The following is a 25,242-nucleotide window of genomic DNA, read 5'->3' as shown; positions in this document are numbered from 1 at the left end:
GTCATGGCTGTCACCTACGAGCAGGCCCGCGACATCGTCCGTCGGGCGACCGAGCCGGACTGGCCGGCCGGCACCTACTGCCTGGACGACCGGAAGATCGTCGAGAACGACGCGTTCTACGTCTTCGAGGTCGGCGCCCGGGAGTTCCTGGTGGACGGCGACATGTCGTACATGATGGCCGGCTCGGTCCCGGTGGTGCACAAGGCGGACGGTCGGCTGGAGTTCGTGCCGTCGTTCCAGATCGGCACCGACCCCTCGATCCGCAACCGGCCCAACCCGGCGCCCACCATCCAGGTCTGACCCGCGGTCGACCGCCGGCCGTCGGGTCAGCGGTCGACCTGGGTGAAGTCCCAGGCGTGCGGGGGCCGGGCCACCAGCCGCATCGGCGGCTCCGGCAGGTCCCGGGGGCTGCTCCGCCATTTGGAGATCACCACCAGCCGGTGGTCGGTGGAGGAGAAGACCTCGCTGGACAGGTGCAGCGGGTCGTGCTCGAACTCGGGCAGGGCGGTGTCGCAGACCCAGGTGATCAGGTCGGCGAAACCGTACGGCTCGGCGCGCGCCTCCCACATCCGTACGATCACGTCGTCCCTCTCGTCAGCGGCGGGCGGCACGTCAGACACTGACCACGGTCAGCGGCATGGCGGAATCGGCGGGCAGGTCGAGGCGGCTCGGCGCGACGCCCGACGCCACCAGGTGCGAGCCGAGCGCGGCGACCATCGCGCCGTTGTCGGTGCAGAGCTTCGGCCGGGGCACCCGGACCCGGATGCCGTGCTTCGCCGCCCGGTGCTCGGCCATCGCCCGCAGCCGGGAGTTGGCGGCCACGCCCCCACCGATCACCAGCGTCCCGACGCCGCTGGTCCGGCAGGCGTCCAGCGCCTTGCCGACCAGCACGTCGCAGACCGCCTCCTGGAAGGACGCGGCCACGTCCGCCACCGGCACGGGCTCGCCGGCCCGCTGCCGCGCCTCCACCCAGCGGGCCACCGCGGTCTTCAGCCCGGAGAAGGAGAAGTCGTAGCGGTGGGCGGCGAGGTCCTTGGCGGCGGTGAGGCCGCGGGGGAAGCCGATGGATCGGGCGTCGCCGGCCCGGGCCTCCCGGTCGATCCACGGGCCGCCCGGGAACGGCAGCCCGAGCAGCCGGGCCACCTTGTCGAACGCCTCACCCGCGGCGTCGTCGATGGTCGAGCCGAGCGGGGTCACCCCGCGGGCCAGGTCGTCGATGCGCAGCAGTGAGGAGTGCCCGCCGGAGACCAGCAGGGCGATCGCCGGCTCGGGCAGCGGGCCGTGTTCCAGGGTGTCCACGGCGACGTGCGCGGCGAGGTGGTTCACCCCGTACACCGGCTTCTCGGCGGCGACGGCGTAGCCCTTGGCCGCGGCCACGCCGACCAGCAGCGCGCCGGCCAGGCCCGGGCCGGAGGTGACCGCGATCGCGTCGATGTCGGCGATGGTCACCCCGGCCTCGGCGAGGGCGCGGTCCATGGTCGGCACGATCGCCTCCAGGTGGGCCCGGCTGGCCACCTCGGGCACCACGCCACCGAACCGGGCGTGCTCCTCGACGCTGGAGGCCAGCGCGTCGGCGAGCAGGGTGTGCCCGCGCACGATGCCCACCCCGGTCTCGTCGCAGGAGGTCTCGATGCCGAGGATCAGCGGTTCGTCAGCCATGCTCATCCGTCCTCGTCGCGCCGCATGACCAGCGCGTCGGTGTTGCTCGGTTGGTAGTAGCCGCGGCGCACCCCGATCGGCTCGAAGCCGTACATGGCGTAGAGCCGCTGGGCCGGGGCGTTGTCCGCCGCGACCTCCAGCAGGGTGCTGCGGGCGCCGCACCGGTCCGCCTCGGCGAGCAGTGCCTCCAGCAGGAGCCGGCCGATGCCCCGGCGCTGGGCGTCCCGCCGGACCGCGATGTTCTGGACCCAGGCCTCGTCGGGCGGCGCCACGGTGAGCCCGGCGTAGCCGAGCACGGCACCGTCGGCGTCGGTGGCGACCAGGTAGTGGTGGCCGTTGGCCAGTTCGTTCCAGAACATCGCCGGGGACCATTGCTCGGCGCCGAACAGGTCCGCCTCGATCGGCAGCACCTGGTCGATGTGCCACCAACGGAAGCGGCTCAGCCGTACCGCGCTCACGGTAGGACCGGCTTGTGGCCGGTCGCCGCCACCGCGTCCGGGCGGCGCAGGTAGAGCGGGGTGAGCGGTTCGCCGGGGGCACCGGCGCGGATCCGCTCGGCGGCCTGCCCGGCGAGCGCGGTCGCGTCCGGGTAGCGCGGCTCGGCCCGCAGCGGCAGGCCGAGAACGTCCGCGTACCGGTGCGCGCCGTCGCCGACGGCGACGGTGACAGCCAGGTCGCGGGCGCGCTCGGCGGCGACCGCGGGAGCATCCACGTTCGGACCGGCGATCCGCTGGCCGGCGCCGTCGTAGACGGCCCAGTAGACCTCCCGGCGGCGGGCGTCCGTGGCGGCCAGGACCGGCTCGCCGGCCGCCACCGGGTAGCCGATGCCGTCCAGCGAGCAGACGCCGTACGTGGGGATGCGGAGCACCTGGCCCATGGTGGCGGCGGTGACCAGGCCGACCCGCAGCCCGGTGAACGGCCCGGGGCCGAGCCCCGCGACGATCGCGGCCAGGTCGGCGGGGCGGGCGTCGGCGTCGGCCAGCACCGCGTCGACCTGCGGGGCGAGCAGCTCACCGTGCGCCCGGGCGTCGACCGTGCACCGCTGCGCGCGGGCCGCGACGCCGTCCGCCGAGACCTCGACCAGCGCCGCAGTCACCGCGGGCGTCGAGGAGTCCACCACCAGTACGAGCACAATGTGCCAGCCTAGTCGGCGCCCCGGTCAGGCCCGGTCACACCCCGTCCCCGGAAGCAGCAAGACCACCGGTACCCGGACGGCCTGCCCGGCATGCTCCGGACGCCGCCTCCCCCGCCAGCCGGCTCGGCCTGGCTGACCGGTTTCTCCCGCGGACGGCGGCACCGTCGGTGTCGTGCACAGGGACAAGGTCCTCCCGTGAGGGACATACCTGTCAGGCATAAATATGACTCACAGGTATGTCGCTCTCCACAATGAGCCATCATCCGTGAATGCCCGAGAGTCGCCTCGCCAGCCAGATCGCCGCCGCCCTCCGCCGGGAGCGGGGCAGCCGTCTCCTGACCCAGCAGGCGGTGGCCGAGCTGGCCGGAACGAGCCAGGCCGCGGTCGCCCGCGTCGAACGAGGCGACCGGATCCCCAGTATCCCGCTCGTGGAGCGCCTCTTCGCCGCGCTCGGCCTCCAGCTCGCCGTCGGCGTCGAGCCGCTGGACAGCCACCTCGACGCGAGGATGGCGGAGCTGGCCGCCCGCCCGGTGGCCGACCGGATCGACGACCTGCGACTGGACCGCTTCCTCGACCGACTCGGCGACGTGCCCCACCTGCTGGCCGGAAGCACCGCCGCGCTGCTCCAGGGCGCGCCGGTGCCCGTGGAGGCGGTGGAGATCGCGCTGCGGTGGCGCGACTCGGCGCGGTTCACCGCCTGGTTGGAGGCCGCCTACGGACAGCGCTGGAACGCCCGGTGGGAGGAGTTCGGCGGCCTCCGTCTGGAGCCGGAGGAGCCGGGCGAGCACCGCTGGCGGACCCGGTACGGGGAGATCCGGGCGCGGCTCTGCGACGAGCTGCCCGAGTCCATCGAGGTCCGGCACGGCGACCGTTCCTATCGGGTCGTGCCGCTGCTCCAGGTGGAGCTGACCGATCCGCGCGCCGCCGACCTGCTGCGCCGCCACCGGCAGCGGCAGGCCGACGGCGCTGCGGGCGACCAGCCCCGCGACGGGCAGGCCACCCGCCGGGCGGAGGGCGCCGGGTCAGTCCGCTGAGCGCTCCCACTCGATGGTGGGCAGGCCGGCGTCGGCGAGCGCCTTGTTGGCCGCGCTGAAGGGGCGGCTGCCGAGGAAGCCGCGCGGGTTCATCGGGCTGGGGTGGCCGGCCTCCAGCACCACGTGCTGCGGGTTGGTGACCAGGGCCGCCTTCTTGCGGGCGTACCCGCCCCAGAGCAGGAAGACCACCCGCTGGTCGAGGGCGTCGAGGGCGCGGATGGTGGCGTCGGTGAACTCCTCCCACCCGGAGTTGGCGTGCGAGCCAGGGGTGGCCTGCCGGACCGTGAGCACTGAGTTGAGCAGCAGCACGCCCTGCGCCGCCCAGCCGTTCAGGTTGCCGCTGCGCGGCTTCGGCACGCCCAGGTCCTCGCCCAACTCCTTGAAGACGTTGCGCAGCGACGGTGGCACCGACACCCCCTCCCGCACGCTGAAGCTCAGCCCGTGCGCCTGCCCCGCCTTGTGGTACGGGTCCTGCCCGAGGATCAGCACCCGGCATGCCGCCGGCCCACACAGCCGGTAGGCGGAGAAGAGGTCCCCGACCGGGGGGAAAACGGTCTGGGCGGCGTACTCCCGGGCGACGAACTCGGCCAGCGCCGCGGTGCGGACCGGGTCGAGGTGCGGGGTGAGCGCGGCACGCCAGGCCTCCGGCAGCAGTGCCAGCAGGTCGAGGGTGGGGGCGTCGTCGGGCATCGGCAACCTTTCGCAGTCGGTCCCCCGCACTGTAGGCAGCGGGTACGACAGCCCGTCAGTCGAGGGTGGCGAGCCGCTGCGCCCAGTCGCCGCCGACCGGCTCCAGCGTGACCACCCGGGTGTCGTCCTCGCGCCGGTCGATGCGGACCCGCAGGTGGGCGTCGACCAGTTGCTCGACCATCCCCTCACCCCACTCGACCACGGTCACCGCCTCGTCCACCGAGGCGTCCAGGTCCAGGTCGTCGATCTCGGCACGCGGGTCCACCGACTCCCCCAGCCGGTACGCGTCGGCGTGCACCAGCGTCACCCGTCCGCCCCGCGCCGGGTCCGGCCGGTGCACCCGGGCGATCACGAAGGTCGGCGAGGTGATGTCGCCGCGCACCCCCAGACCAACGCCGATGCCCTGGGTGAGCGCGGTCTTGCCCGCGCCGAGCGGGCCGCTGAGCAGCAGCAGGTCACCGGCGCGCAGCGCCCCGGCCAACTTGCGGCCGAACTCGCGGGTGTCGTCGACCGTCTTCAGCTCGACGACGACGGTCACAACTCCTCCAGGAAGCGTTCGAGCGCCGCGTTGACCTCGTCGGCGTGCTCCAGCATCACCACGTGCCCGCTGTCGTGGATCTTGACGAACTCGGCGTGCGGCAGCCGCCGGACGATCTCCTCGGAGTGGGTCACCGGGGTGATCATGTCCTTGTCCCCGACGATCACCAGCACCGGCGTGCCGGCCAACGCGGCCAGCGCCGGGAACCGGGAGTGGGTGGCCAGGGTGCGCAGGTAACGGGACACCGTGTCGGCGGAGGTTCGCGAGTTCATCGTCTCCACGTACGAGACCAGGGCGGGGCTGGGCTTCGGGGTGCCGAAGCCGTACTTGCGGGTCAGCAGCCACGCCACGTTGGTGGTGGACTTCCGCGCCTTGTCGATCACCGTGCCGCCGTACCGGGTGGCGTTGCTCATCATGTAGAGCACCGGGGCGCCGACCCGGCCGAGCAGTGCCGGCGCGACCAGCTTCGTCTCCGCGAGCAGGCCGCCGGAGGTGGCCATCAGCACCGTGCCGACCACCCGGTCGCCGAACATCTCCGGGTAGAGCTCGGCCAGCGCCATGATGGTCATCCCGCCCATCGAGTGGCCCACCAGCACCAGCGGCCCCTCCGGCGCGGTCTCGTCGATCACCCGACGCAGCGTCCGGCCCAGCGCGGCCAGGTCGTAGTCCCCGCTCTCCAGCCGGCCCGACCGGCCGTGCCCCGGCTGGTCGTACGCGACGATCCGGTAGTCGCCGCGCGCGGCGAGCATCCTGCGCTGGAAGTGGAAGGTCCCCATGTCCAGGCAGAAGCCGTGCACCAGGATCACGGTCGGGTGCCCGTCGACCGGCCGGGTCGGCTCGACCACCTCGACGTGGATGTCGGTGCCGTCCGGCATCTCGAACCGGTACGACTCGTCGTACCGCTGCTCGCCGAAGACCTCGTGCGCGTACGGATCGGCGGGGTCGGTTTTGAGCCGGCGGACCAGGACCCGTTCGCTCACCACGCCCGCCGCGAGCCCGGCGGCGGCCACGCCGACCGCCGCGCCGACCAGCCCGGCGACCTTGCCGGCCGCCGTCCGGGGCCGCGGAATGCGGAACCGCTGGCTCATGGCCGCTCGCCGTCGTAGACGCGCGGCACCCGCACCCCGCCGAACCGGGTCACGATCTCGTAGTTGATGGTGCCGGCCGCCTCGGCCCAGTCGTCGGCCGTCGGCTCTCCGTCGGCGCCGCTGCCGAAGAGCGTCGCCACGTCACCCGCGGCCACCTCGTCCTCGCCGCAGTCCAGCACGAACTGGTCCATGCAGACCCGGCCGGAGATCGTCCGCCGCTTGCCACCGAGCTGCACCGGACCGGTGTTCGAGGCGTGCCTCGGCACCCCGTCGGCGTAGCCGAGCGGCACCACCGCCAGGTTGGCCTCCCGCTCGGTGAGGTAGGTGTGGCCGTACGAGACGCCGGTGCCCGCCGGGACCCGCTTCGTCAGCATCACCCGGGCCCGGGCGGTCATCGCCGGACGCAGCCCGTACCGCTCGCCGGCCACCGGGGAGAGGCCGTAGATCGCCAGCCCCGGGCGGACCAGGTCGAAGTGGGTGTCCGGGCGGGTCAGCGTGGCGGCCGAGTTCGCCAGGTGCCGGTAGCGCGGACGCAGCCCGGCCCGCTCGACCATGGCCAGCCCCTCGTGGAAGACGGCGAGCTGCCGGTCCGTGGTGGGGTGGCCGGGCGAGTCCGCGTACACGAAGTGGCTCCACACCCCGACCACCTCGACCAGGCCGTCGGCCTGCGCCTTCGCGGCGGCCTCCAGCAGGGTGGGCCAGTCGGCGACGGTGGCCCCGCCGCGGGACAACCCGGTGTCGATCTTGAGGTGCAGCCGGGCCGGGCGGTCCGCCCGCCGGCCCGCCTCGATCATCTCGCCCAGCTGCGGCAGGCTGGCGCAGCCCAGGTCCACCCCGACGGCGACCCCGTCGTGCAGCGGCAGCCCCGGGTCGAGCAGCCAGGCCAGCACCGGGGCGGTGATGCCCTCCCGGCGCAGGGTGAGCGCCTCGTCGAGGGTGCACACGCCGAGCCAGTCGGCGCCCGCGTCGAGCGCCGCCTGGGCGGCCGGGACCATGCCGTGGCCGTACCCGTCGGCCTTCACCACCGCCATCAGCTCGGCGCTGGTGCCCGATTTCAGCCGGGTCACGTTCTCCCGGATCGCGTCCAGGTCGACGCGCACCTCCGACTGCCACATGCCCCCAGCCTACTTCCGGTGGTGATCACGCCGGGCCGCAGCCGCGCGGTCCGACCGCCACAGGCGCGGCCCGGCCGGCCCGGTCAGGGCAGCCGGGCCAGCACCGGGCGCAGGGCGGCGGCCACGTCGGGCGCGGTCACCGGGCCGCTCCGGGCCGCCTCCCGGCCGGCCAGCCCGTGCAGGTACGCCGCCGCGGCGGCCGCCCGGTCCGCCGGCAGTCCGGCCGCGAGCAGCGAACCGAGCAGCCCGGCCAGCACGTCCCCGGTGCCCCCGGTGGCCAGCACCGGGGTGCCGGTCGGGTTGACGTACGCCCGGCCGTCCGGTGTGCCGATGATCGTGTGGTCCCCCTTCAGCAGCACCACCGCGTTCATCCAGGCCGCCAGCCGCAGCGCGGCCGACACCCGGTCCGCGCCCGGGGTCTCGCCGCAGAGCCGGGCGTACTCCCGGTCGTGCGGGGTCACCACGATCGGGGCGTCCCGGTCGCGCAGCCGGTCGGCGAGCTTGCCGTCCACCAGCAGGGTGAGGGCGTCCGCGTCCAGTACCACCGGCACCGGGGTCGACAGCACCGCCCGCAGCTCGGCGGCGGACTCGTCGCCGGTGCCCAGCCCGGAGCCGCAGACCCAGGCCTGCACCCGGCCGGCGTCCGCGACCCGCCCGGTGGCGATCACCGACGGATGCTGGTGCAGCACCTCCGCGCGCGCCCCGCCGGCGTAGCGGACCATGCCGGTCGGCCCGGCCAGCGCGCCGCCGACCGAGAGCACGGCCGCGCCCGGGTACGTCGCCGACCCGGTCGCCACCCCCACCACACCCCGGCTGTACTTCTCCGCCGACGCGCCGAGCCGCGGCCACCGGTCGGCGACGTCCGACCACTCGGTCACCCGCAGCGCCGGCGACCCGCGCAGCCACGGCCCCAGCCCGATGTCGACCAGCTCGACGTGCCCGGCCAGCTCGGCGGCCGGCCCGACCAACAGCGCCGGCTTCAACGCGCCGAAGGCGACCGTCACGTCGGCCCGCACCGCGCTCGGCCGGCCGGAGGCGGTCAGCGGCACGTGCCCGGTGTCCACGGCGACGCCGCTCGGCACGTCCACGGCCACCACGGTCGCCCGGTCGCCGTCCCGGCCGCAGTGCCGGACCAGGCTCGCCGCCAACTGGTCGGCGGTCTCCCGCAGCCCGCCGGTGCCGCCGATCCCGACGATGCCGTCGAGCACCAGGTCGACCACGGCCGGCGGCCGGTCGACCAGCCGCCCACCGGCGGCCCGGAACGCGGCCAGCCCTTCGGCGTGCGCCCGGCCGGGGCTGAGCAGCAGGGCCGACACGGCCGCCCCGCGCCGGGCCAGGCGCTCGCCCGCGTACAGGGTGTCGCCGCCGTTGTCGCCGGAGCCGATCAGCAGCAGCACCCGGGCGCCGTAGACGCCGCCCCGGTCGGAGAGGAGCAGCGCGCAGCGGCGGGCCAGCCCGGCGGCGGCCCGCTGCATCAGCGTCCCCGGCGGGAGGGTGGCCATCAGGCCCGCCTCCGCCGCGCGTACGTCCGCGACCCGCCACACCGGTTTCATGCCACCCCGTCCTCTGGCGGGCCGGCCGGCCCGCCGGTCAGCTCAACGTTCCGCCACCACCATGGCCGACGCGATCCCGCCGTCGTGCGACAACGACAGATGCCAGCGGTTGATCCCCCGCTCCGCCGCGGCGGCGGCGACCGTGCCGGAGACGGTCAGCCAGGGCCGGCCGTCCGGGTCCGGGACGATCTCGCAGTCGTGCCAGCTCAGCCCGGCGGGGGCGCCGAGCGCCTTGGCCACCGCCTCCTTGGCCGCGAAGCGGGCGGCCATCGACTCCGGCGAGCGCGGGTTGCCGGAGCGGGTGTAGCGCTCGGCCTCGGTGAAGAGCCGGTCGGCGAGCAGCGGCGTCCGGGCGAGGGCCCGGGCGAACCGGTCCACCAGCACGACGTCGATGCCGACAGCCACGATCACGGCACTCACCCTACCGGCGGGCGGGGGAGCAGATTAGCCACCGGGTCCGCGGTGGGCAACGCCTGTGGACAACCTGTGGGTACGCGCACCGCCCGTCGTCCACAGGGCCGACGCCCGGGTACGGGCGCCACCTAACGTCCTTCCCGTTGCCCGCCCGGCCCCGGCTCGCCGCCGGGGTGGGCGTCGTTCCGCCGCCCGGCGTCCCCGTCGGAGGCGGCCGAGCCGGGGAGCCCGCCGATGACCGAGGCGCCGTTGACCGTCGAGCCCGAGCTGCTGCGAGAGGTTGCCCGGTCGCTCGGGGCGGACGCGTACCGGCTGGCCCGCGGGCTGGCCGCCGAGCCCGGGCTGGTGGTGCCGGCCGAGGGCTGGCGGGCCGGGGTGGCGCTGGCCGAGCTGGAGTCGGCGGTCCAGGGCTGGTGCGGGGCGCTGGCGGCCCGGGTGGCGGACGGCGCCGACGCGGTCCGCCTCGCCGCGGAGGGCTACGAGGCCGTCGACGAGCGCGCCGCCCGCCGCCTGGCCGGAGTGCCCCGGTGAGCCGCCGCCCGGGGCACCCGGCGGCCCGGCGCGTCCCGCCTCCGGCGGGCGGAGCCGGCGCGGCACCGGCGGGCGCGGTGGGTTACGCCCAGCTCTGGTCCGCCGACCCGGGGGCCTGGGCCACCGCCGGGGTGGCCTGGCGCGGGCTGACCGGCCCGGTGCGGCGGCGAGCCGACGCCCTGGACGCCCGGGCCACCGCTCTCCGCCCCGCCTGGTCCGGCGCGGCCGGCGACGCGGCGCGGGAACGGCTCACCGCGCTGCGCACCGAGCTGACCGACGTGCTGCCCGCGCTGATCGAGGTCGACCAGGTGCTCGCCGAGCCTCGCCGCCCGGGTGCGCGGGGCGAAGGCCCGGCTGGCCGCCGCCGTCGCCCTCGCCGACCAGGGTCGGCTGCTGGTCGACCGGTCGGGCCGGGTCCGGGCGGACCCGGCCGTGCCGCGTCCCGCCGAGCGGGTCGGCCCTGCGGTGGCCCAGGTCGCCGCAGCGGTCCGCGCGGCGGTGGAGCTGGCCGGGGCGGCGGACCGGGAGGCGACCGCCCGGTTGGCCGAACTGTCGGCGGCGGCCGGCATCGGCTGGGTCAGCGTCCCGCCCGGCCGGCGCCCGGCGGCCGGCGCCGGTCCGGCCGAGGTGGGGCGCTGGTGGGCGGGCCTGACGCCGGCCGAACGCCGGTGGCTGGTGGCGCGCGAGCCGGCCCTGGTAGGTCGCCTGGACGGGGTGCCGGTGACCGCCCGGGACCAGGCGAACCGACTGCTGCTGGCCGCGCGGCGGGCGGCGCCGCTGGCCCGGGAGCGCGAGCTGCTGAGTCGCGCGCCCCGCGGCCCGGTGGAGGTGGCCCGGCTGGCCCGGGTCGCCGCGGCGCTGCGCGGGCTGGACGGGCTCGCCGACCGGTTGGCCACGCCGGGCCCACCCCGGGCGTACCTGCTCGGGCTCGACCCGGCCGGCGACGGGCGGGCGATCGTGGCGCTGGGCAACCCGGACCGGGCCGGCGCGGTGCTGACGTACGTGCCGGGGATGACCGCGGACCTGGCCGACGCCCCGGGTGAGCTGGGCCGGGCGGCCCAGGTGCTGGACCGCTGCGCGGCGCTCGCCCCGGCCGAGGAGACGGCGGCGGTGCTCTGGCTGGACTACGACGCCCCGGACTTCCTCGACGAGGCGGCGCGGGGCGGGCAGGCCCGGGACGCGGGGCCGGCGCTGCACCGGTTCTCCGAGGGGCTGCGGGCCTCCCACGAGGGGCCGCCGGCCCGGCACACCGTGCTGGGGCACAGCTACGGGTCGGTGGTGGTGGGCACGGCCGCCCGCGACCACGGGTTGAGCGCCGACGCGCTGGTCTTCGTGGGCTCGCCGGGGGTGGGCGTGGCGCACGCCGCCGAGTTGCGGATGCCGGCCGGTCAGGTGTGGGCGAGCACCGCGCCGGACGACGTGATCCGGCTGGCCCGGCCGCCCGACGAGCTGGCCCGCCGGGCGGTGCTCGGCGCGACCCCGCTCGGCCCGGCGGCGGCGCTGCTCCACCCGACCGGGCACGAGCTGTGGTTCGGGGTCGACCCGAGCGATCCGGCCTTCGGCGGCCGGCGCTTTCCCAGCGGCCGGTACGGCCACACCGGCTACTGGGACCCGGGCAACCCCGCCCTGGACGGGATGGCCCGGATCGTGCTGGGCCGGTGATCAGGCTCGCCCACCCGGGAGGGCTCTTGCCACGTCCCGGAGGTGGTGGTCTTCCGGGCTGCCGGACCCCGCCAGCTCGCGGACCTGGAATGGATCATGCCTGGGGGACGGCGGGGCCCCCTGGCCGTGGGCGGCGCAGGGGGCCCCGGATGCCGGGTTCGGTCGGTCGGCTACTCGACGGTGACCGACTTGGCGAGGTTGCGCGGCTGGTCGACGTCGTGCCCGCGGGCGGCGGCGATCTCGGCGGCGAGCACCTGGAGCGGGACCGTGGTGACCAGCGGGGCCAGCAGGGTCGGCGTCCGCGGCACGTAGATCAGGTGGTCGGCGTAGCGGACGACCGCCTCGTCGCCCTCCTCCGCGATCACGATGGTCCGGGCGCCACGGGCGCGGACCTCCTGGATGTTGGAGACGACCTTGTCGTGCAGCATGCCCCGGCCGACCGGCGACGGGACCACGCAGACCACCGGGGTGCCCTTGTCGATCAACGCGATCGGGCCGTGCTTCAGCTCGCCGGCGGCAAAGCCCTCGGCGTGCATGTACGCCAGCTCCTTGAGCTTGAGCGCGCCCTCCAGGGCGACCGGGTAGCCGACGTGCCGGCCGATGAAGAGCACCGTCGGCTCGGACTTCAGCTCGCGGGCCAGCTCCCGGACCGGCTCGATCCGGTCGAGCAGCTCGCGCAGCTTGCCCGGCATCTCCTGGAGCTGGGCCACGACCGCGCCCACCTCGTCGGCGAACTTGATGCCGCGCACCTGGGCCAGGTGCAGGCCGATCAGGTAGCAGGCGACGAGCTGGGTGAGGAACGCCTTGGTGGAGGCGACCGCGATCTCCGGGCCGCCGTGGGTGTAGAGGACGGCGTCGGACTCGCGCGGGATCGTGGAGCCGTTGGTGTTGCAGATGGCCAGCACCCGGGCCTTCTGCTCCTTGGCGTGGCGCAGCGCCATCAGGGTGTCCATGGTCTCGCCGGACTGCGAGATCACCACGACCAGGGTGGACCGGTCGAGGACCGGGTCGCGGTAGCGGAACTCGCTGGCCAGCTCGACCTCGCAGGGGATCCGGGTCCAGTGCTCGATGGCGTACTTGGCGACCAGGCCCGCGTGGTACGAGGTGCCGCAGGAGACGATGAAGATCTTGTCGACGTCGCGCAGGTCCTGCTCGCTGAGGCGGACCTCGTCGAGGGCGATCTCGCCGGTCTCGGTGAGCCGGCCGAGCAGCGTGTCGGCGATCGCCTGCGGCTGCTCCTCGATCTCCTTGAGCATGAACCAGTCGTAGCCGCCCTTTTCGGCGGCGGAGGCGTCCCAGTCGATGTGGAAGTCCTTGCCGATGGCGGGCTGCCCGGCGAAGTCGGTGATCTCGATGCTGTCCGTGGTGATCAGGACGATCTGGTCCTGGCCCAGCTCGACCGCGTCGCGGGTGTGTTCGATGAACGCGGCCACGTCGCTGGCCAGGTAGTTCTCCCCGTCGCCGCGGCCGACCACCAGCGGCGAGTTGCGCCGGGCGCCGACCACCGCGCCGGGGATGCCGGCGTCGACGGCGAGCAGGGTGAACGCGCCCTCCAGCCGCTGGCACACCACCCGCATGGCGGAGGCGAGCAGCTGCGGGCTGTCCACCTCGCCGGCCGAGCGCAGGTCGGCCAGGGCGGCGGAGAGCAGGTGGGCGGCGCACTCGGTGTCGGTGTCGCTGGTGAACTCGACGCCCTCGGACTCCAGCTCGGCGCGGAGTTTGGCGAAGTTCTCGATGATGCCGTTGTGGATCACCGCGACCCGGCCGTCGGGGGCGACGTGCGGGTGGGCGTTGCGGTCGGTGGGGCCGCCGTGGGTGGCCCAGCGGGTGTGGCCGATGCCGGTGGTGCCGTCGCCGATGCCGATCGGGCTGGCGGCGCAGGACTCCGGGTCGACGGCGGCCCGCTCGGCGAGCACCTTCTCCAGGTTGGCCAGCTTGCCGGCCTTCTTCTCGGTCAACAGCTGGTCGTCGCAGACGATGGCGACGCCGGCCGAGTCGTAGCCGCGGTACTCCAGCCGCCGCAGACCGTCGAGCACGATGCCGAGCGCCGGGCGCGCGCCGGCGTAACCCACGATTCCACACATGGCCCCGAGCCTAACCCAGTTTCGCTCATCGCGCGTGCTCGGAAGCCCGTTAAACGATCACTGAATCTGAGCGATCAGGCGAACACAGGCGGAGGATCGGACATACCACCCGGCCCGTCCAGGTCACCGGCGGATGCGGCGGGCCGCGTAGATTGAGGCTTCCTCGCCGGAGCGACGACCGACCCCCGGCACGCCACCGGCCGCGGACGCCTCCGCGGCCCGTCCCCTGCGAGCGGAGCTGATGTCCGAGGCGACGCCACCCCCCGACCGACAGTCGTCGACGGGCGCGGTCCCGCCCGACCCGGCGGCCACCCCCGAGCCGTGGGTGCCGCCGGACCGGCCGGCCCCGGCGCCGGCCGGGCCGGGGCCCGATCCCTGGCTGCCGCCGACCGGGATGACCCAGCCCGCGCCCGGATCTCCCGCCCCCCTCGCGGAACCCGCCGAACCCGCCGGGCGCCGACGCGGCCGGGACGGCAGGACGACCACCGTCGTCCTCTCGGTGTTCGCCGCCGTGATGCTGGCGGTCTGCGGGTTCCTCGGCGTCGCCGGGCTCCTCGTCAACCTGCCGGCCCACCCGTTCGGCGAGCCGAGGGCCGCCGAGCCGCGGCAGGAGGAGCCGACCACCGCGGACGAGTCCGAGGACCAGGACGCGGAGGCGGACCAGGGCGGGCCGCCGGCAGCGGACCCGACGCCCGCCCGGAAGCCCGCCGCCACGCCGTCCAGCGGGCCGGGCCGGTTCGCCGTCGCGTACGAGGTGACCGGTCAGGGGCCGGCCAACATCCTGTACTACGACGCGGACGGCTATCCCGTAGAGCTCCACGACGTACGGCTGCCCTGGCGTACGAAGATCAGCACCGACGACCCCGGTCGGGCGTCCGTGTGGGCGAACAAGGGCGACGACAAGGGCGGGCGCACCATCGCCTGCGCGATGACGGTGAACGGTGGCCGGCCCGTCACCGAGTCGGCCGACGACCACGCCTGGCGGGTCAGTTGCGGCGGCTGACGGCGGACTTGAGGTGTCCCGCCCGAGCCGTAGGCTGACGCAGGTGACGACACTCCCCGATGTCGACCCGCTGGTGGCCCGGATGCGGCCGTTCGGGACCACCATCTTCGCCGAGATGTCGGCGCTCGCCGTGCGTACCGGCGCGGTCAACCTCGGCCAGGGGTTCCCCGACACCGACGGGCCGCCGGAGATGCTGGCCGCGGCTGCCGAGGCGCTGCGCTCCGGCCACAACCAGTACCCGCCGGGCCCGGGGATCCCGGCGCTGCGCGCGGCCGTCGCCGCCCACCAGCGCCGGTTCTGGGGGCTGTCGTACGACCCGGACGGCGAGATCGTGGTGACGGCGGGCGCCACCGAGGCGATCGCCGCGAGCATCCTCGCGCTCTGCGAGCCGGGTGACGAGGTGGTCTGCTTCGAGCCGTACTACGACTCGTACGCCGCCTCGATCGCGCTGGCCGGCGCGGTCCGCCGCCCGGTCACGCTGCGCCCCGGGGCGGACGGCCGGTACGGCTTCGACCCGGCGGAGCTGCGCGCCGCGTTCGGCCCGCGTACCCGGCTGGTGCTGCTGAACTCGCCGCACAACCCGACGGGCAAGGTCTTCACCCCCGACGAGCTGGCCCTGGTGGCCGAGCTCTGCCGGCAGCACGACGCGTACGCGGTCACCGACGAGGTGTACGAGCACCTCGTCTTTCCCGACGCCACCGCGCCGCACGTGCCGCTGGCCACGCTCCCCGGGATGCGGGAGCGGACGCTGCGGATCTCCTCGGCCGGCAAGACCTTCTCCTGCACCGGCTGGAAGGTCGGCTGGGTGAGCGGGCCGGCCCCGCTGGTCTCCGCGGTGCTCCGGGTGAAGCAGTTCCTGACCTTCGTCAACGCCGGTCCGCTGCAACCGGCCGTCGCGGTGGCTCTCGGGCTGCCGGACGCGTACTTCGCCGAGTTCGCCGCGGGCATGCAGCGGCGCCGGGACCTGCTCGTCGACGGTCTGGCCGACGCCGGGTTCGGGGTGCTCGCCCCGGAGGGCACGTACTTCGTCACCGCCGACGTCGGTAGGCTCGGCGGCCGGGACGGGGTGGAGTTCTGCCGGTCGCTGCCGGAGCGCTGCGGCGTGGTGGCGGTGCCGACCCAGGTCTTCTACGACGACACCGAGGCGGGACGACGCCTGGTCCGGTTCGCCTTCTGCAAGCGGCCCGAGGTGCTGACCGAGGCGGTGACCCGGCTGCGCCGGTTGAAGGAGGACGCATGACCGACGAGCGCACGAAGCTGGTACGCCGGTTCACGGCCCAGCACGGCTGCGACACCATGCTCTCCGGCATCCGGCCGGCGTCCGTTCGGGAGCAGCTCGCGGCGATCGGGCAGGCCGTCACCGACGACCCGGTGCCCGACTTCTACGGCGAGGGCGGGCCGGTCGAGGAGCTGGAGGGCCGGGTCGCCGAGCTGCTCGGCACCGAGGCCGTCGCCTTCTTCCCCACCGGCACCATGGCCCAGCAGATCGCCCTGCGGTACGGCGCCGAGGTGACCGGCCGGGACGGGGTCGGCCTGCACCCGCTCAGCCACCCCATGGTGCACGAGCGGGACGCGCACGTGCTGCTCGGTGGTCTCCGCACGGTGCGGACCACGGACGCGCCACGCAACCCGACCGCCGAGGAGGTGGCCGCGCTCGACGAGCCGATCGGCACGCTGATGCTGGAGCTGCCGCTGCGGGACGCCGGGTTCGTGCTGCCCAGCTGGGGCGAGCTGACCGCGGTGGTGGCGGCGGCCCGGGCCCGGGGCGCCCGGGTGCACCTGGACGGGGCCCGGCTCTGGGAGTCGACCGTCCACCTGGGGCACCCGCTCGCCGACGTTGCGGCCCTGGCCGACAGCACGTACGTCTCGTTCTACAAGTCCCTCAAGGGCCACTCGGGTGCGGCGCTGGCCGGTGACACGGAGCTGGTCCGCTACGCCCGCGCGTGGCGGCACCGGCACGGCGGGAACCTCTTCCAGCAGTGGCCGGCCGCCCTCGCCGCGCTCGCCGGCCTGGCCCACGAGCTGCCCCGGCTGCCCGGCTACGTGGCGCACGCGAAGGTGGTGGCCGCCGCGCTGGCCACCCTGCCCGGCGCCCGGGTCCACCCGGGGCCGCCGCACACCCACCAGTTCCGGCTCTGGCTGCCGCACCCGGCCGAGGCGCTGAACGAGGCCGCCCTCGCCCTCGCCGACGAGGAGAAGGCATGGTTCGTCGGCGGCTGGCAGGACACCGAGGTGCCCGGGATCGCGCTGGCCGAGGTGACGGTGGCCGCCCCGGCGCTGGAGCTGGACGCCGACCGGGTGGTGGACCTGGCCGATCGCTTCCTCCGTCGCCTGCCGCACTGCTGACCGGTGGTCGGTTCAGCCGGCGGCCCGGGCCGGCCCGGCGTCCGTCTCAGGTGTGGCGGCCGGCGGGCGGCCGGCGGCGAGTCCGGCGAGCACCGTCTCGTCGGTGAGCAGCGCCGACTCGGCGTCGTCGACGAAGGCCAGGTCCGCCTCGACGTGCCGGCTCGCGGCCGAGAGCAGCAGCCGGACCACCGGATCGTAGGCCCGGCGCCGCAGCCCGTCGAGGTTGCGCAACTCCCGTAGCAGGTGGCCGCGCTGGTTGCCGAGCACGGTCCGGACGGTCGCCGGCTCACCCGACCGGGCCGCCGCGGTGACCTTGAGGAAGAAGTCGTCCCGGAAGCCGCCGCTGCGCGGGCTGGTTTCGGTGAGCCAGCGGTCCAGCTCCGTCCGGCCGGCCGCGGTGATCTCGTAGACCACCCGGTCGGGCTTGACCGGTTGGGCCTGCCGTTCGGCGACCACCAGCCCGTCGCGGGAGAGCCGGTCGAGGATCTGGTAGAGGTGGCCGATGTTGAGCGGCCCCCACTGCGGGCCGACCGCCGCCTCGAAGGCCCCCTTCAGCTCGTAGCCGTAGCTGGGGCCGCGGGCGAGCAGGGCCAGGACCGCGTGCTGGATCGCCACCGTCTCCTCCGATCCGATTTCGGACAGGCCTCCCGGGAGGCCTTGCATTGTGACAATGTATCGCGCACAGTGTAGGTCAGCACACGGGGAGGCGCGACATGTTCCATTTCGTCTGGGGGCAACTTCGCGGCCGTGCCGGACGGTCGGTGGCGCTGCTGGTCGGCGTGCTGGTGGCGACCACCGGCTTCGTCGTGCTGACCGGCGCCACCACCACGTCCCGACTGGCCGTCACCGGCACCGTCGAGCGGAACACCCGCGCGGCGTACGACATCCTGGTCCGTCCGAAGGGGACGCGCACGCCGCTGGAGGCCGCGCGCGGGCTGGTCCGGCCCAACTACCTCTCCGACACGTACGGCGGCATCACCATCGCCCAGTACGAGCGGGTGAAGGCGGTCGCCGGCGTGGACGTGGCGGCGCCCATCGCCATGATCGGATATTCGACCTCGGCGGTGCCGCTGCGGTTCGACCTCACCGCCGCGGTCGACCGGTCACTCGACCGGCAGGTGATCCGGCTCGACCCCAGGTACGTCGCCGAGCGCGGCCTGTCCACCGCGCCGGGCAAACCGCGGTACGTGTACGTGACCACCCACCCCCTGATCTATCCGCTCTTCGAGCCGGAGACCTCGGACACCTTCCCCTACAGCGACGGCCGGCGCTACCAGGTGGACGACGTCTGCGGACCGGTCGCTCGCGAGGTGCAGCCGGACGGCACCAGCCGGCCGATCTGCGACCCGCAGCGCGGCGCCCTGCTCGGCAACCGCGCCAAGCTTTCGGAGCGGGACAACTGGTGGGTCACCCCGGTCCGGCTGCGGCCGGACGGCCGCTTCGAGGCGGAGAACGGCGTCCTGGCGCAGAACGGCGACGCGGCCACGGCGACCTTCGACCGGCTGACGCTGACCGAGCCGCTCACCGTGCCGTTCCTGCTCGCCGCCGTCGACCCGGACGCGGAGCAGCGCCTCGTCGGCCTGGCGGGCAGCGTCGTGGACGGCCGCCCCCTACGGGCCGGCGACGCGGTGAGCGAGAAGGTGCTCGGCACCGCCCGCAACCGATCGGTTCCGGTGCTGGCCACCAGCCGCCCCTATCTGGACGGCGGGCTGCGGGCCACGCTCACCCGGCTGCCCGCCGCCCGGCCGGCCGGAACGCCGGCCATCGAACTGGAGGAGACGCTCCGGCGGGCAGCCGGCACGCCGGCCGGGGTGGCCCGGACGGAGCTGGCGGACGCCTACCGGACCCAGCTCGCGGCAGGGATCTCCGATCAGGGTGAATGTTGTTTCGGGCAGCTGCAGATCATCACCCAGCCCGGCGCGGTGACGTACGACGAGCGACCCGGCGGCGAGCTGCGCGCCGCCGCGGTGTCGCCGGCCGCGCCGGAGGTCTTCGGAAACGAACGCGACTTCAGCTGGCTGCCCCGTCCCTGGCTCACCGAGGACGTTGGGGCGCGTACCCTCCGCCGGATTCCGCTGCCCAGCGGCGGGAGCATCACCCCGTTCCGGCAGTGGCGGGCAGTCGGCGTGTTCGACCCGGAGAAGTTGACCGGCTTCAGCGACCTGGGCGAGGTGCCGCTGGAGACGTACGAGCCGCCGGTGGCCGAGGGCGCCGACGAGCGCAGCCGGACCGCGTTGGGCGGCCGGCCGCTGGAGCCGAGCGGCAACCCCGCCGGCTACCTCTCCGCGCCGCCGTTGCTGCTGACGAACCTCGCCAGCGCGACCATGCTGCTGGAGGGGGGCAGCACCCCGCAGCGCACCGCGCCGATCAGCGCGATCCGGGTCCGGGTCGCCGACGTGCACGGCTACAACGAACGCTCCGCCGAGCGGGTCCGGCTGATCGCGGAGGCGATCGCCCGGGCGACCGGCCTCGACGTCGACATCACGCTCGGCTCCTCCCCCGCGCCGCAGACCGTGGAGCTGCCGGCCGGCGCGTTCGGCCGCCCGGCGCTGCGGTTGACCGAGAACTGGTCGGCGCTGGGCGTCGCCTCCACCATCACGAAGGCCGTCGACCGCAAGAGCGCCGCTCTTTTCGTGCTGGTGCTGGTGGTCTGCGTGCTCTTCCTCGGCAACGCGGTCTCCGCCGCGGTCCGGGACCGCCGCCCCGAGCTGGCGGTGCTCGCCTGCCTCGGCTGGCCGGCCCGCCGGATCGGCGCGCTGATCCTCGGCGAGGTCGGCGCGCTGGGCCTGGCCGCCGGGCTGCTCTCCGCCGGCCTGGCGTTCCCGCTCGGCGCGGCGCTCGACATTGACGTCGACTGGCGGCGGGCGTTGCTCGCCGTACCCGTGGCGCTGCTGCTGGCGCTGGTCGCGGGCCTGGAGCCGGCGCTGCGGGCCGCGCGCGCCCACCCGGCCGCCGCGCTGCGCCCGCCGGTGGCGACCGCGCGATGGGTACGCCGACCGCGCACCCTGCCCGGCCTGGCCCTGGTGAACCTGGTGCGGACGCCCGGCCGCACCCTGCTCGGCGCGGGCGCCCTGGCCATCGGCGTGGCCGCGCTGACCGTGGTGGCCGCCGCCGCGTACGCCTTCCGCGGCGCCATCGTGGGTACCCTGCTCGGCGACACCGTCTCGCTTGGCGTGCGCGGCGCGGACGCCCTCGCCGCCGGGGCCACCGTACTGCTCGGGGCCGCCGCGGTCGCCGACGTGCTCTACCTCAACATCCGGGACCGCGCCGCCGAGCTGGCCACGCTGCGCGCCACCGGCTGGACCGACGCGGCGCTGGGCCGCCTGGTCGGCTACGAGGGCTTCCTGCTCAGCGTGCTCGGCGCGGTCACCGGCGCGGGCCTCGGGCTCGGCGGAGCGGCCTGGCTGGTCGGCGAGCTGCCGGCGGCGCTGGTCTCGGTGGCGGCCACCGTGGCGTCGGCCGGGGTGCTGGCCACCTGCCTGGCGGCGCTCGTCCCGACCGCGCTGCTGCGCCGCCTGCCCACCGCACGACTACTGGCAGAGGAGTGACCATGGACGCCACCGGCAGCACGGTCCGCACCGATGGACTGGTCCGGCAGTTCCACACCGGCGCGGAGCGGCTCACCGCGATCGACGACGTCTCCCTGGAGATCGCCGCCGGGTCGGTGGTGGCGCTGACCGGGCCGAGCGGCTCAGGCAAGTCCACGCTGCTGCACCTGATCGGCGCCATCGACCGGGCCGACCAGGGCACGGTGACCGTCGACGAGGTGGTGGTCACCGACCTGCGCCGGGCGGCCCTGGCCCGCTACCGCCAGCGGGTCGGGTTCGTCTTCCAGCGCTACCACCTGCTGCCGGCGCTGACCGTGCTGGACAACGTGATCGCACCCGTGCTGCCGCAGCGGCGGGGGCGCGCCGACCGCGCGGCGCGGGCCCGGGAGCTGCTGGCGGCGGTGGGGCTGGCAGATCGCGAGCGAGCACTGCCCGCCCAGCTCTCCGGCGGCCAGCAGCAGCGGGTGGCGATCGCCCGGGCGCTGATGGGCGCACCTCGGCTGCTGCTGGCCGACGAGCCGACCGGCAACCTCGACTCGACCACCGGCGCGCAGATCCTCGACCTGCTGCTCGACCTGCGCGACCGGCACGGCATGACGATCATGCTGGCCACCCACGAACAGGCCATCGCCGCCCGCTGCGACCGCCTGATCCGCCTCAACGACGGCCGGCTCGTCGAGGACGTCGACCTCACCGAGGGTGAGGATCCCGCCGACACGTACGCCCGGGTCAGCCGGCTGCGGCTGTAGGGGCGCCGGGTCAGCCCGCGGGGCTGGCGGTGCGGACCTGCTCCGCGATGCGCTCCGCGACGGAGCGGGCAACCGGCTCGGTGGCCGCCTCGACCATGACCCGGACCAGCGGCTCGGTGCCCGACGGGCGCAGCAGCACCCGGCCGGTCTCGCCCAGCTCGGCCTCGGCCCGCTCCACCTCGGCGCGGACGGCCGGCGCGGCGGCGCCCACGGTACGGTCGCCGACCGGCACGTTGATCAGCACCTGGGGCAGCTTGGTGACCACCGAACCCAGCTCGGCGAGGGACTTGCCGGTGGCGGCCATCCGGGACATCAGGTGCAGTCCGGTGAGAACGCCGTCGCCGGTGGTGGCGTACGCCGGCATGACGATGTGGCCGCTCTGCTCGCCGCCGAGCGCGAGGCCGGAGGCGCGCAGCTCCTCCAGGACGTACCGGTCGCCGACCTTGGTCTCGACCAGCCGGATGCCCTGCGCGGACATGGCCAGCCGCAGGCCGAGGTTGCTCATCACCGTGGCGACCAGGGTGTCCTGGGTCAGCTCGCCGGCCTCCCGCATCGCCAGCGCCAGGATGGCCATCAGCTGGTCGCCGTCGACCTCGTCGCCGTCGGCGGTCACCGCGACGCACCGGTCGGCGTCGCCGTCGTGGGCGATGCCCAGGTGCGCGCCGTGCTCGACCACGGCGGCGCGCAGCGCGTCGGTGTGGTTGGAGCCGCAGTCGTCGTTGATGTTGAGCCCGTCCGGCTTGGCGTGGATGGCGATCACCTCGGCGCCCGCCTCCCGGTACGCCACCGGGGCGACGTCGGCTGCGGCACCGTTCGCGCAGTCCACCACGACCTTGATCCCGTCGAGGCGGTGCGGCACGGTGCCGACGAGGTGCTGGACGTAGTGGTCCGCGCCGTCGAGCAGGTCGTGCACCCGCCCGACGCCGGCCCCGATCGGCCGGTCCCAGGCGGTGGTGGCGTTCGCCTCGACGGCCGCCTCGATCCGCATCTCGATCTCGTCCGGCAGCTTGTGCCCGCCGGCGGCGAAGAGCTTGATCCCGTTGTCCGGCATCGGGTTGTGCGAGGCGGAGAGCATCACGCCCAGGTCGGCCTTGGCCTCCGCGGTGAGGAACGCCACCGCGGGGGTGGGCAGCACGCCGACCCGCACCACGTTGGCACCCGCGCTGGTCAGGCCGGCGACCACGGCCGCCTCCAGCATCTCGCCGCTGGCCCGGGTGTCCCGGCCGACCACGGCGAGCGGCGGATGACTCTTGTCCGTCTCGGCGAGCGTGTGGGCGGCGGCCACCGCCACCGCGAGCGCCAACTCCGGGGTGAGATCCGCGTTCGCCCGCCCGCGTACCCCGTCCGTGCCGAACAACCGGCCCATACCCGCCAACCTCCGATGAAACGGTCCCAGGGAAAGGCGAACGGCCGGGCCACCTCCCGTTCGAGGGAGGCGGACCCGGCCGTCCGTCAGAAGTACAACGCGCTGTTGAAGATCAGCGCTTCGAGTACTGAGGAGCCTTACGGGCCTTCTTGAGGCCGTACTTCTTGCTCTCCTTGACCCGGGCGTCACGGGTCAGGAAGCCGGCCTTCTTCAGGGCCGGGCGGTCGTCGGGCTCGTTGACGATCAGCGCCCGGGCGATGGCCAGCCGCAGCGCACCGGCCTGGCCGGTGGTGCCGCCGCCACGCAGGTTGGCGATGACGTCGAACGCCTCGGGCTTCTCGGCGGTGACCAGCGGGTCCTTGATGAGCTGCTGGTGCACCTTGCTCGGGAAGTAGGCCTCGAGGTCCCGGCCGTTGCAGGTGATCTTGCCGGTGCCGGGGACGATGCGCACCCGGACGATGGCCTCCTTGCGCCGACCCACGGTCTGGATCGGGCGGTCACCGCGAGGCGCGCGGGCGACGGGCGCCGGCGCCTCGGCGGCCTCGGGGGCGGCGACCTCGGTCTCGGTGATGTCGGTCATGCTGCTTCCTTCGCCCGCGCTCACTGCGCGATCTGCTTGATCTCGAACGGCACCGGCTGCTGCGCGCCGTGCGGGTGCTCGGCACCGGCGTAGACCTTCAGCTTCTTGATCAGCTGACGGCCGAGCTTGTTGTGCGGGAGCATGCCCTTCACGGCCAGCTCGATGGCCCGCTCGGGACGCTTGGTCAGCAGCTCGTCGTAACCGACCTGCTTCAGACCACCCGGGTAACCCGAGTGGCGGTAGGCGATCTTGGTGTGCCGCTTGTTGCCGGTCAACGCCACCTTGCCCGCGTTCACGATGACGACGAAGTCGCCCGTGTCGACGTGCGGCGCGAAAGTCGGCTTGTGCTTGCCGCGCAGCAGCGTGGCGGCGTGGGTGGCCAGGCGGCCCAGCACGACATCAGAGGCGTCGATAACGTGCCACTGACGCTCGATCTCACCCGGCTTCGGGCTGTACGTACGCACAGGTCTACCTTGTCTCGTCGTCGGTCTGGGGTCGCGCGCCGAGGTGACCAGGCGCGCACGAACGACCAAGCGTACCTGATGCGGCACGCCTCTGGATGTCGTACAACAGCAGGCAACGATACCCGCCGCCCGGTCGGCAGGTCAAAACGGGGGGTCACCCCAGCGCGGCTCGCGACATGGCGATGGTACAGGTCACACGCCGGTCAGCCGCCGCGGCCCCGGCCGCAGGTAGACCGCCCAGGTCACCAGGAAGCAGAGCGCGTACCAGCCGATGAAGGCCAGGTAGGCGGCGTCCGCGTTCCCGGAGGTCAGGAAGGACTGCCGGAAGGCGACGTTGACCAGCACGCCGCCGGAGGCGCCGACCGCGCCGGCGATGCCGATCAGCGCGCCGGAGAGCCGCCGGCCCCGGCGTTCGGCCGCCGCCGGGTCGACCCCGCGGTCGACGTCGGCCGCCGCCCGGGCCCGGAAGATCGCCGGGATCATCTTGTACGTCGAGCCGTTGCCGATCCCGGAGAAGACGAACAGGGACAGGAACCCGGTCAGGTAGAGCGGCAGGGACCGCTCCCGGGCCGCGTACAGCACCAGTCCCGCGCCGGCCGCCATGGCGACGAAGTTCCAGAACGTCACCCGGGCCCCGCCGAGCCGGTCGGCGAGCTGTCCGCCGAGCGGCCGGATCAGCGAGCCGACCAGGGGCCCGAGGAAGGTCAGCCAGGCCGCGTCGACCGGGGTCGGGAAGCGGTCGTGGAACTGGAGCTGGAGCACCTGCCCGAAGGCGAAGCCGAACCCGATGAACGAGCCGAAGGTGCCGACGTAGAGCAGGGACATCACCCAGGTGTGCGGGTCCCGGGCGGCCTCGCGCAGCGCGCCGGGCTCGTTGCGCGCCCCGGGGAGGTTGTCCAGCCAGCGCGCCGCCGCCAGCGCCGCGAGGACGATCAGCGGCAGGTAGACCGCGGGCACCAGCCGGGGGTACGCGGCCCCGGCGGTGGCCAGCACCGCCAGCCCGACCAGCTGCACCGCCGGCACGCCGAGGTTGCCGCCGCCGGCGTTCAGGCCGAGCGCCCGGCCCTTGAGCCGGTCCGGATAGAAGAGGTTGATGTTCGCCATCGAGGAGGCGAAGTTGCCCCCGCCCACGCCGGTCAGACAGGCCAGCACCATCAGCGTGGCGTAGGACACCCCGGGCTCGAGCAGCAGCGTCATCGGCACCGCCGGCACCAGCAGCAGCAGCGCGCTGACGATGGTCCAGTTCCGGCCGCCGAAGCGGGCCACCGCCAGGGTGTACGGCAGCCGCAGCACCGCGCCCAGCGCGGCCGGTACGGCGGTGAGCAGGAACTTCCCGGCCGGGTCGATGCCGTACGCCGGGCCGAGGAAGAGCACGGTGACCGACCAGAGGCTCCACACCGAGAAGCCGACGTGCTCGGCGAAGATCGAGACGTACAGGTTGCGCCTGGCGACCGGGGCGCCGGTCGTACGCCAGAATTCCGGGTCCTCGGGGCGCCAGTCGGTGATCGGCCGCCGGCGATCGGCGGCGGCCGGGGTTCGGGTGGCGGTGGGGGCCAGTGTGCTCACGGCGACTCCTCCTCGTCGATGTGACGAGGAGGACGCTAGGAACGGGCGGTTTCCCGGCGGTGCCCGTCGGGGGTCGTTCCGGAAACGGGGATCGCACGTCCGCCCCGGACCGGCGGT

Annotated in this window: 25 protein-coding genes; 9 read left to right on the top strand and 16 right to left on the bottom strand. The window is 74.7% G+C overall.

All coding sequences use genetic code 11. The features are described from left to right. Window positions 1-3: 3 nt before the first annotated feature. A complete protein-coding gene (locus OG799_RS32985) occupies window positions 4-300 on the top strand; it encodes a hypothetical protein (RefSeq protein WP_406040833.1) in 297 nt (98 codons plus the stop codon). Between the two features lie 26 nt (window positions 301-326). On the opposite strand, the gene OG799_RS32980 is transcribed toward OG799_RS32985, so the two are convergent. Genes OG799_RS32980 through tsaB form a run of 4 tightly spaced genes read right to left on the bottom strand, consistent with a single transcriptional unit; the run spans window position 327 to window position 2,791 of the window. Then, a complete protein-coding gene (locus OG799_RS32980) occupies window positions 327-581 on the bottom strand; it encodes a hypothetical protein (protein WP_406040831.1) in 255 nt (84 codons plus the stop codon). 31 nt (window positions 582-612) lie between these two features. Then, window positions 613-1,659: a tRNA (adenosine(37)-N6)-threonylcarbamoyltransferase complex transferase subunit TsaD gene (tsaD, locus tag OG799_RS32975; RefSeq protein WP_406040829.1), complete on the bottom strand. Its 1,047-nt coding sequence runs from the start codon at window positions 1,657-1,659 to the stop codon at window positions 613-615. 2 nt (window positions 1,660-1,661) lie between these two features. Then, window positions 1,662-2,117 (bottom strand): ribosomal protein S18-alanine N-acetyltransferase, encoded by a 456-nt coding sequence (rimI, locus tag OG799_RS32970; RefSeq protein ID WP_406040827.1) that lies wholly within the window; start codon window positions 2,115-2,117, stop codon window positions 1,662-1,664. Next, a complete protein-coding gene (gene tsaB / locus OG799_RS32965; RefSeq protein ID WP_406040825.1) occupies window positions 2,114-2,791 on the bottom strand; it encodes a tRNA (adenosine(37)-N6)-threonylcarbamoyltransferase complex dimerization subunit type 1 TsaB in 678 nt (225 codons plus the stop codon). Before tsaB ends, rimI begins: the two co-directional genes overlap by 4 nt. A 272-nt stretch (window positions 2,792-3,063) precedes the next feature. On the opposite strand from tsaB, the gene OG799_RS32960 reads away from it, so the two are divergent. Then, window positions 3,064-3,828 (top strand): helix-turn-helix domain-containing protein, encoded by a 765-nt coding sequence (locus OG799_RS32960; RefSeq protein WP_406040823.1) that lies wholly within the window; start codon window positions 3,064-3,066, stop codon window positions 3,826-3,828. Here OG799_RS32960 and ung read toward each other — a convergent pair. The 6 genes from ung to OG799_RS32930 all read right to left on the bottom strand — a co-directional run bounded on the left by ung (window position 3,817) and on the right by OG799_RS32930 (window position 9,223). Then, a complete protein-coding gene (gene ung, locus OG799_RS32955) occupies window positions 3,817-4,518 on the bottom strand; it encodes a uracil-DNA glycosylase (RefSeq protein WP_406040821.1) in 702 nt (233 codons plus the stop codon). The genes OG799_RS32960 and ung overlap by 12 nt on opposite strands. Window positions 4,519-4,573: 55 nt before the next feature. Beyond that, window positions 4,574-5,056: a tRNA (adenosine(37)-N6)-threonylcarbamoyltransferase complex ATPase subunit type 1 TsaE gene (tsaE, locus tag OG799_RS32950; protein WP_406040819.1), complete on the bottom strand. Its 483-nt coding sequence runs from the start codon at window positions 5,054-5,056 to the stop codon at window positions 4,574-4,576. Continuing rightward, window positions 5,053-6,144, bottom strand: coding sequence for an alpha/beta fold hydrolase (locus OG799_RS32945; protein ID WP_406040817.1), 1,092 nt, complete (start codon window positions 6,142-6,144; stop codon window positions 5,053-5,055). Before OG799_RS32945 ends, tsaE begins: the two co-directional genes overlap by 4 nt. Further along, entirely contained in the window at window positions 6,141-7,259 is a 1,119-nt protein-coding gene (alr, locus tag OG799_RS32940; protein ID WP_406040815.1) for an alanine racemase, read from the bottom strand. The genes OG799_RS32945 and alr overlap by 4 nt, the downstream gene beginning before the upstream one ends. Window positions 7,260-7,342: 83 nt before the next feature. Then, complete coding sequence (locus OG799_RS32935; protein ID WP_406040813.1) at window positions 7,343-8,812, bottom strand: NAD(P)H-hydrate dehydratase; 1,470 nt, start codon at window positions 8,810-8,812, stop codon at window positions 7,343-7,345. Between the two features lie 42 nt (window positions 8,813-8,854). Continuing rightward, entirely contained in the window at window positions 8,855-9,223 is a 369-nt protein-coding gene (locus tag OG799_RS32930; protein ID WP_200206348.1) for a holo-ACP synthase, read from the bottom strand. A 237-nt stretch (window positions 9,224-9,460) separates the two neighbouring features. On the opposite strand from OG799_RS32930, the gene OG799_RS32925 reads away from it, so the two are divergent. Continuing rightward, window positions 9,461-9,757, top strand: a complete 297-nt coding sequence (locus tag OG799_RS32925; protein WP_406040811.1) for a type VII secretion target — start codon at window positions 9,461-9,463, stop codon at window positions 9,755-9,757. 333 nt (window positions 9,758-10,090) lie between these two features. Continuing rightward, the gene (locus OG799_RS32920) at window positions 10,091-11,419 is read left to right on the top strand and encodes an alpha/beta hydrolase (protein ID WP_406040809.1); all 1,329 of its coding nucleotides are present in this window, start codon (window positions 10,091-10,093) and stop codon (window positions 11,417-11,419) included. A gap of 170 nt (window positions 11,420-11,589) precedes the next feature. Here the strand turns inward: OG799_RS32920 and glmS are convergent, their stop codons facing one another. Next, window positions 11,590-13,503, bottom strand: a complete 1,914-nt coding sequence (gene glmS, locus OG799_RS32915) for a glutamine--fructose-6-phosphate transaminase (isomerizing) (RefSeq protein WP_406040807.1) — start codon at window positions 13,501-13,503, stop codon at window positions 11,590-11,592. Between the two features lie 241 nt (window positions 13,504-13,744). On the opposite strand from glmS, the gene OG799_RS32910 reads away from it, so the two are divergent. The 3 genes from OG799_RS32910 to OG799_RS32900 are packed head-to-tail and all read left to right on the top strand — an operon-like array spanning window position 13,745 to window position 16,852. After that, complete coding sequence (locus OG799_RS32910; RefSeq protein WP_406040805.1) at window positions 13,745-14,506, top strand: MmpS family transport accessory protein; 762 nt, start codon at window positions 13,745-13,747, stop codon at window positions 14,504-14,506. Window positions 14,507-14,549: 43 nt separating this feature from the next. Continuing rightward, complete coding sequence (locus OG799_RS32905; protein ID WP_406040803.1) at window positions 14,550-15,746, top strand: pyridoxal phosphate-dependent aminotransferase; 1,197 nt, start codon at window positions 14,550-14,552, stop codon at window positions 15,744-15,746. Further along, window positions 15,743-16,852, top strand: coding sequence for a threonine aldolase family protein (locus tag OG799_RS32900; protein WP_406040801.1), 1,110 nt, complete (start codon window positions 15,743-15,745; stop codon window positions 16,850-16,852). Before OG799_RS32905 ends, OG799_RS32900 begins: the two co-directional genes overlap by 4 nt. 12 nt (window positions 16,853-16,864) lie before the next feature. Here OG799_RS32900 and OG799_RS32895 read toward each other — a convergent pair whose 3' ends face one another. Continuing rightward, on the bottom strand, window positions 16,865-17,467 hold the full coding sequence (locus OG799_RS32895) for a helix-turn-helix transcriptional regulator (protein WP_406040799.1): 603 nt from the start codon (window positions 17,465-17,467) through the stop codon (window positions 16,865-16,867). A gap of 98 nt (window positions 17,468-17,565) precedes the next feature. Here OG799_RS32895 and OG799_RS32890 point away from each other — a divergent pair, with 98 nt between their 5' ends. Both OG799_RS32890 and OG799_RS32885 read left to right on the top strand, forming a co-directional pair. Then, window positions 17,566-20,400, top strand: coding sequence for an FtsX-like permease family protein (locus tag OG799_RS32890; protein ID WP_406040797.1), 2,835 nt, complete (start codon window positions 17,566-17,568; stop codon window positions 20,398-20,400). Between the two features lie 2 nt (window positions 20,401-20,402). Further along, complete coding sequence (locus tag OG799_RS32885) at window positions 20,403-21,149, top strand: ABC transporter ATP-binding protein (RefSeq protein ID WP_406040795.1); 747 nt, start codon at window positions 20,403-20,405, stop codon at window positions 21,147-21,149. Window positions 21,150-21,159: 10 nt separating this feature from the next. Here the strand turns inward: OG799_RS32885 and glmM are convergent, their stop codons facing one another. The 4 genes from glmM to OG799_RS32865 form a co-directional block, all read right to left on the bottom strand. Then, window positions 21,160-22,515: a phosphoglucosamine mutase gene (glmM, locus tag OG799_RS32880; protein WP_406040793.1), complete on the bottom strand. Its 1,356-nt coding sequence runs from the start codon at window positions 22,513-22,515 to the stop codon at window positions 21,160-21,162. A 112-nt stretch (window positions 22,516-22,627) separates the two neighbouring features. Continuing rightward, a complete protein-coding gene (gene rpsI / locus OG799_RS32875) occupies window positions 22,628-23,095 on the bottom strand; it encodes a 30S ribosomal protein S9 (RefSeq protein ID WP_406040791.1) in 468 nt (155 codons plus the stop codon). Between the two features lie 20 nt (window positions 23,096-23,115). Next, window positions 23,116-23,559 (bottom strand): 50S ribosomal protein L13, encoded by a 444-nt coding sequence (gene rplM / locus OG799_RS32870; RefSeq protein WP_242794454.1) that lies wholly within the window; start codon window positions 23,557-23,559, stop codon window positions 23,116-23,118. Between the two features lie 192 nt (window positions 23,560-23,751). Next, entirely contained in the window at window positions 23,752-25,125 is a 1,374-nt protein-coding gene (locus OG799_RS32865; protein WP_406040789.1) for a nitrate/nitrite transporter, read from the bottom strand. Between the last annotated feature and the right edge of the window lie 117 nt (window positions 25,126-25,242).

It is taken from the genome of Micromonospora sp. NBC_00898, from assembly GCF_045207895.1.
Taxonomy (GTDB): domain Bacteria; phylum Actinomycetota; class Actinomycetes; order Mycobacteriales; family Micromonosporaceae; genus Micromonospora.
Note: the sequence above shows the minus strand (reverse complement) of the source record. Positions and strands in the feature narration are given on the sequence as shown.